At 61.9% G+C, this 6610-nt stretch carries 6 protein-coding genes; 2 read left to right on the top strand and 4 right to left on the bottom strand.

Annotated elements, in window-relative coordinates; translation table 11 throughout:
* The coding region (locus BSG17_RS23985) for an aldehyde dehydrogenase family protein (RefSeq protein WP_089827902.1) at nt 1-1478 on the bottom strand (1478 nt) is incomplete at its 3' end.
* A gap of 177 nt (nt 1479-1655) precedes the next feature.
* Here BSG17_RS23985 and BSG17_RS23980 point away from each other — a divergent pair.
* Nucleotides 1656-2384, top strand: coding sequence for a helix-turn-helix domain-containing protein (locus tag BSG17_RS23980; RefSeq protein ID WP_089827901.1), 729 nt, complete (start codon nt 1656-1658; stop codon nt 2382-2384).
* A 237-nt stretch (nt 2385-2621) separates the two neighbouring features.
* On the opposite strand, the gene BSG17_RS23975 is transcribed toward BSG17_RS23980, so the two are convergent.
* The 3 genes from BSG17_RS23975 to BSG17_RS23965 are packed head-to-tail and all read right to left on the bottom strand — an operon-like array spanning nt 2622 to nt 5435.
* Nucleotides 2622-3647 carry a proline racemase family protein gene (locus BSG17_RS23975; protein ID WP_089827900.1) on the bottom strand — a complete coding sequence of 342 codons (1026 nt, stop codon included), beginning with the start codon at nt 3645-3647 and terminating at the stop codon, nt 2622-2624.
* Entirely contained in the window at nt 3644-3967 is a 324-nt protein-coding gene (locus BSG17_RS23970) for a DUF8026 family protein (protein ID WP_089827899.1), read from the bottom strand. The genes BSG17_RS23975 and BSG17_RS23970 overlap by 4 nt, the downstream gene beginning before the upstream one ends.
* Before the next feature lies 1 nt (nt 3968).
* On the bottom strand, nt 3969-5435 hold the full coding sequence (locus BSG17_RS23965) for a sodium-dependent transporter (RefSeq protein WP_089827898.1): 1467 nt from the start codon (nt 5433-5435) through the stop codon (nt 3969-3971).
* A 323-nt stretch (nt 5436-5758) separates the two neighbouring features.
* On the opposite strand from BSG17_RS23965, the gene BSG17_RS23960 reads away from it, so the two are divergent.
* Complete coding sequence (locus BSG17_RS23960) at nt 5759-6598, top strand: proline dehydrogenase family protein (protein ID WP_089827897.1); 840 nt, start codon at nt 5759-5761, stop codon at nt 6596-6598.
* Nucleotides 6599-6610 lie beyond the last annotated feature (12 nt).

Raw genomic sequence — 6610 nt, 5'->3', positions numbered from 1 at the left:
GAGTTGTTGAGCGTCCAGGCGGTCCGCTCGGTGACAGCCTCGATGATCTCACGGGCCGAGGGGTAGCCGTTGCCGGACTTCTTGACCCCGCCGAACGGCAGGTGGACCTCCGCGCCGATACACGGGAGGTTGCCGTAGGCGAGGCCGACCTCGGCGTTGTCGCGGTAGTAGTTGATCTGGCGGTAGTTCTCCGAGATGATGGCACCGGCGAGTCCGTAGTCGGTGTCGTTCTGGATCGCGACGCCCTCCTCGACGTCACCGGAGTATTTCAGCAGCGCCACGTGCGGGCCGAACACTTCCTCGTGGGTACAGCGGAGGTCCTCCCAGGCGTCGGCCTCGTAGACGAACGGACCCACCCAGTGGCCGTCCTCGTGCCCCTCCGGAATCTCCTCGGCGTCCAACTCGGTCCGGTCGACCAACACGTTCACGTCCTCGTCTTTGGCCAGTTGGTTGTACTTCGTAACCTTCTCCTTGTGCTCGGCCTCGATGAGCGGCCCCATGAACGTGTCCTCTTCGAGGGGGTCACCGACCGAGACGTTCTGAGCGAGTTCGACGAAACGCTCTTTGAACTCGTCGTAGACGTCCTCGTGGACGACTAATCGCTCCGACGAGACACAGCGTTGTCCCGTCGTCTTGAACGACGACATCAGCGCCGAGTGCACGGCGATGTCCAGATCTGCCTCTTCGGTGATTACGACGTTGTTCTTCCCGCCCATCTCGCAGGCCGCCAGTTTGCCGGGCTGTTGAGCCACCTTCTCGGCGACCTCGTGGCCCACCTCGGCGCTCCCCGTGAACAGAACCGTGTCGACGCGCTCGTCTTCGACGATCGACGCCCCCGCGTCGCCGAACCCTTGGACCATGTTGAACACGCCCTCGGGGATGCCCGCCTCCTCGAACATCTCGGCGATGATCTGTCCGCACCACGGCGTCTGTTCGGCCGGCTTCCAGACGATCGTGTTGCCCTCGACCAACGCGACGGCCATGTGCCAAAACGGGATCGCCACCGGGAAGTTCCACGGCGTGATACAGCCCACGACACCCCGCGGTTTCCGCCGCATGTAGGCGTCCTTCGAGGGGATCTCGCTCGGCACCACGTCGCCCTTCGGATGGCGAGCGTCGCCGGCGGCCCACTCGACCATGTGATACGCCTCGATCACGTCCGCCCGTCCCTCCGAGATCTCCTTGCCGCACTCTTTGGAGACGATCTCGCCCAGTTCGTCGGTCCGCTCGCGCAGTTCGTGGTAGATCTCCCAGAGGTACTCCGCGCGGTCGATGTGCGACAGCGCCTGCCACTCCTCAGCCGCTTCTTCGGCCTCCGCGAGCGCGGCGTCGACGTCCGATTCGGTGCCACGGCGGAACTCGCCGAGCACCTCGCCCGTCGCCGGGTTCTCGCTCTCGAACGTCTCCGATCCGTCACCGTCTGTCCACTCTCCGCCGATGTAGTGGCGGTACGTCTGTTCGGTCTGTTGTGAAGCCATATCAGGCTCTGGGGGCACGACCGCGTAATAACGATTGCCTCCCATGGTTGGGGGTGTCAGTCTGTTGCGCGACTACGAGGAGTGATGAAGGACTGACCTGCAGGAGTATCGGGATTTCCGTTAGTACCCGACTATGGAAGGGTGTATTTATACACCGCGGCAGAGAGACGACAAACCATGTCAAAGGTCGATGCCGGTCGAGAGGGGGTCGTCGGGACGACGAGACTCACACTCAAAGTGTGGCATCCCGACTGCTGGACACTCGAGGTGACGGACGAGACCGACGCCGGTGTGATCGCCCACACGGTGTACAACACGCCCGCAGACACAGTGAAGGGGCACTTCACTGTCTACGCCGACAGGGTCGACCAGATCGACGAGTTCATCGAGACGGCAAGAGACTCGCGGCTGACCGACTCCGTCTCCGAGTTGAGTGCGCGCCACGAGTTCGACAAGGACGTCTCGAACGTCGGCAACACGACTCGCGAGATCATAGTCGAGTACGACCCGGAGAACAGTATGACCGACTCGCTGCTCGCGTACGGGTTCGTGCACGACGCGCCGGTGCGCGTCGACAGCGGATGGGAGTACTGGCCGCTCATCGACACCGGCGGGCGAGACGGACTGCAAGAACGTATCGACTCGTTGGAGCAGGAGAAAGACGCCGAGATCGTCGTCACCAAGGTCGCCTCCGTCTCGGACGCCAAGAACCACGTCGCCCACCAACAGGACAAACTCTCGAACCGCCAGCGAGAGGTGTTCGAGCTCGCCTGCGAAAAGAACTACTACGCCTGGCCGCGGGAGACGACGACGCGAGAGCTCGCCGAGGAGCTGGACATCTCGAAGACGACGCTGCTCGAACATCTCCGGAAGGCGGAAGCGAAACTTCTCAACCAGTACGAGTAATCGCTCGCGTCGTCGGTTCCAGCATCGAACCGCTGGGGTGGACCTCAGCGGATTGCTGGTGCGTGATTACCGGGAGTACACAGCAAAGCCACCGAAAGGCTTCGATAGAGCGAGACACCACCGGTGGCCCATTACCAGAGGTCAAAGAGTTCTGGTTAGCAGCCAGAAACCGACGGTTTCTAGCGACACCCTCAAGCAGCAAGACGCGTATGCGTCGAGGGAGTAGGGTGGGGTAGTTTATTTCGGTGAGAGACTGAAGCCGGTGAGCGAGTCCTTCGGATCTTTCACGAAGGTGTGCCTCCCCGTGATCCGGGCAGAGCCGGTGATGGTTGGCGTCGTCAGGGTCACTCCGTCACGTTCTTCGACGTCGACGAGCCGACCCTCGAACCGCGTTCCGATGACACTCTGGTGCAGATACGGTTCGTCGAGAGCGAGTTTCCCTGTCTCGTGTAGGAGCGTCATCTTCGCGCACGTGCCGGTTCCGCACGGTGAACGATCGACTTGACCGTCACCGAAGACGACGATACTGTGGTCGACGTCGGCGTCCGAACCATAAATCTCGGTGATTGAGACCGCGTCAGACTCGCCGGTCAGCGGATGGACGATGTCGAGTTCGTCGTTGACGGCGTCTCGGATCTCGAGACCGCGCTCGACGAGCTCGTCCGTGTGAGTTGTCTCGACCGGGACGTCGAGTTGGTCGCCGTCAACCAAGGCGAAGAAGTTCCCCGCGTAGACGACGTCGACGTGGAGCGGTGACTCGCGGAAAGAGACGGGTACTGTCGTCTCGTCGTAGACGAACGACCGAACGTTCTGTATCCTGACGCTCTCGACGCCCGTGTCGGTGTACTGGGGTTCCGCCTCGACAATGCCCGCCGGCGTCTCCACGTCGATGGACTCCTGCGGAGAGAGCCGTCCCAACTCGAGCAGCGCTGAGACGACACCGATCGTCCCGTGGCCACACATGTCCAGGTAGCCCCGACTGTCCATGAAGAAGACGCCGAGGTCTGTCGTGTCGTGCTGCGGGTCGACGACGACGGCACCGAACATGTCGTCGTGACCGCGCGGTTCTTTCATCAGTAGCTCGCGAACCCAGTCGTAGTTCTCGGCGAACGAGTCTCGCTTCGCTCGAACGCTGTCGCCCACGAGCGCCGACCGGTCGATCCCGTCCAGGACGATACGCGTCGGTTCGCCCGCCGTGTGGGTGTCGACCGTGGTGAACGACGCCTCCGTGTCAATCTCGTCGATGGGGATGTCCGTGTTCATTCGTCAAGCACCTCGAGTTGGTCGATCTCCTCGGGAGACCAGTCGTAGTACGGTTCGTCGATCTCTCGGAGCGTCCGGACGCACTCGTTGTACCGCTGTCGAGCGACCGTCGCGTAGGGGTCGTTCGGATGCGCCTGGACCCACTCACGGAGCTCTCCGAGTGCACGCGGCGAGTAGCTGTCGATACGTCCCTGTTCTCTGAGCAGTTCGAGCTTCCGCTCTTCGGAGCGGAGGGACTTGACGAGGGCGACGGTGGCGACGCCAGGTAACACGAGGATGGCGAGGAGCATCGAGATCCACGCAACAGTCGAGAGAGCCATCTCAGTCGTCACCCCCCGGAACCCGCTCCGGAGCAGGTTCAGGTTCACTTCCGATGACGCTCATCACTGCGACGCTCACGGCGACGAGGACGACCATGAGTGCCACACCCATTACCATCAACGACTGGTTCTCCGTGCCGAGACTCGAGACGACGCCGTAGCCCAGGATGAACAGCATCACGACGGGGATGGCATACTTGATGACCGGATTCCACCACGAACCGACGTAGATGCCAGCGTTCCGGTTGAGGTCGATGACACGAGCCCGCTCCGGACCGAACTTCCAGGCGACGAGTGCGATGATGGACAACGTCGCCAGCGGGAGGCCGAAGCTTCCGAACATGAAGTCCATCTGTCCGAGGAAAGACGACGAGTAGGCGCTCGGCAGTCCCAGCAGCCAGATTGCACCACAGACCGCGAGCACCGACCCCGTTCGCGAGAGACGCGTCTCCTCGGAGACGGTTGTCACGCCGACTTCGGTGATACCGAGACCGGACGTGAACGTCGCGAAGAAGAACGAGACGAAGAAGACAATTGCCCACAACCCACCGCCGGGGAGTTCCGGGAACACCTCTGCGAGAGAGATGAAGAGCAGGTTCGACCCGGCGCTCGGTTCGAGCCCGAACGCGAACACGACCGGGAACGTCGCGAACACTGCCAGCAGACCGATACTCGTGTTCCCGATAGCGGTGAAGAGACCGCCACCGAGCGGGACGTCGTCGTACCGGCTGAGATAGCTCCCGTAAGTGAGAGCGATCCCCCAGCCGAGCCCCGTCGAGAAGAGCGCTTGACTGAGCGCTGCGACCCACGTACTCCCCCGTGTGAGGAACTCCCAACTCGGCGTGAAGACGAAGGCGACGCCTTCCATCCCGCCCGGGAGTGTGACACCACGAATCGCGACTGCGACCAGTGCGACGACGAGGAGTGGAATCATCCACTTCACGACGCGCTCGATCCCACGACGGATTCCGAAGACGAGGACGCCAGCGATTCCGGCCATCGTCAACGTATGCATTCCGACCACGAGCGCCGTATTGGAGATGAACCCCTCCCAAAACGCCTGTGGCTGGAACCCCGGTTGGGTGAACGTCATGAGCACCGAGTGACCGGCGTAGTACAGCGCCCACCCGATGATCGGCGCGTAGTACGACATCAGCGCCACGTTGACGAGGAGGACGACGAGTCCGAGCCCCTGTGCACGTTTACTTCCGAGAATCTGTTTGAACGCTCCGATCACCCCGCTGTTCGTGTAGCGACCGATCATCGTCTCGGCCATGAGGCCGGGGACGGCGATCAGGTACAACAGAAGGATGTACGCGAGGAGGAACGCACCACCCCCGTTCTCCCCCGTCGTGAACGGCATCCGCCAGATGTTTCCCGCCCCGACCATCGCTCCCAACATCGCCATCAGGAAGCCGAACCGACTGCCCCACTCTTCTCTCGCGGTTCTCGCCTCTGAGTCTGCCATGCTAAGTCTACCCAAACGCTTGGATAGCAAGGAATTATATGAGTTCCCTATCATGGTCGGGGGATACGAGATCTGACAGGTCTCTCCCCCGTCGTCACGCTGTCGGAGTCGAGGACGTCTTTTGTCCGTACCGACGACAGGCGGATCGGGCGTTACTCGTGCTACGATTCCCACGACCACGAACCACACCGCTTGACCCTCAGCAGACAAGCGGCGGAGGCGGGGGTCGAGAACGATGCCACCGATTTAATTCGACCTTTTGTTCCGAGAATTATTTGGTAGGTGATTACTTTAGGCCCGTCTGGAGGCCGCTATTACGAAAGATGATCCCACCCATTGCGAGCCGGTTTGTCGCTGCCGAGACAGCGACCGAGTCGCTCGACTACGTGGCCGAACTCAATCGAGACGGGATCGGCGGCATACTGAATCTGTTGGGAGAGCACTATCAGACACGGGAGGCGGCGGACGAGGACGTGAGTGCCTATCTCGACCTCGTCGAGCAGGTCGGGAGGACGGAGCTGACGGCCTGTCTCTCGGTCAAACCGTCGCAGATCGGCCTCGACGCGGGTGACGACGTGTTCAGGGAGAATCTCGGCCGCATCCTCGAGAGAGCCGACGAACAGGGGGTGTTCGTCTGGGTGGACATGGAAGACCACACGACGACAGACGTCACGCTCGATGCGTACACCGAGTTCGCCACCGAGTACGACGGTGGAGTCGGGCTGTGCGTCCAAGCGAACCTCAAGCGGACGGCAGAGGATCTCCCCCGCCTCGCAGACGTCCCCGGAAAGGTCCGACTCGTGAAGGGCGCCTACGACGAGCCGCCCGAAGTCGCGTATCAACAGAAGAAGCACGTCAATGAGGCGTACAGGCAGTACCTCGAGTACATGTTCGAAGCGTTCGACGGCGGCATCGCCGTCGGCAGCCACGACCCCGAGATGATCGACTATGCTCGGGAGCTCCACGAGGAGTACGGCACCGACTTCGAGATTCAGATGCTGATGGGCGTTCGGACCGACGCGCAACGCGAACTGGCACAGCAGGGGTACGAGGTGAACCAGTACATCCCGTACGGTGACAAGTGGATGTCGTACTTCTATCGGCGCATCCGAGAGCGGAAGGAGAACCTCGTGTTCGCCGCCCGCGCGGTGTTGACCTCCTAACGCACCGAACGG

The sequence above is a fragment of the Halogranum amylolyticum genome, from assembly GCF_900110465.1.
GTDB classification, from domain to species: domain Archaea; phylum Halobacteriota; class Halobacteria; order Halobacteriales; family Haloferacaceae; genus Halogranum; species Halogranum amylolyticum.
Note: the sequence above shows the minus strand (reverse complement) of the source record. Positions and strands in the feature narration are given on the sequence as shown.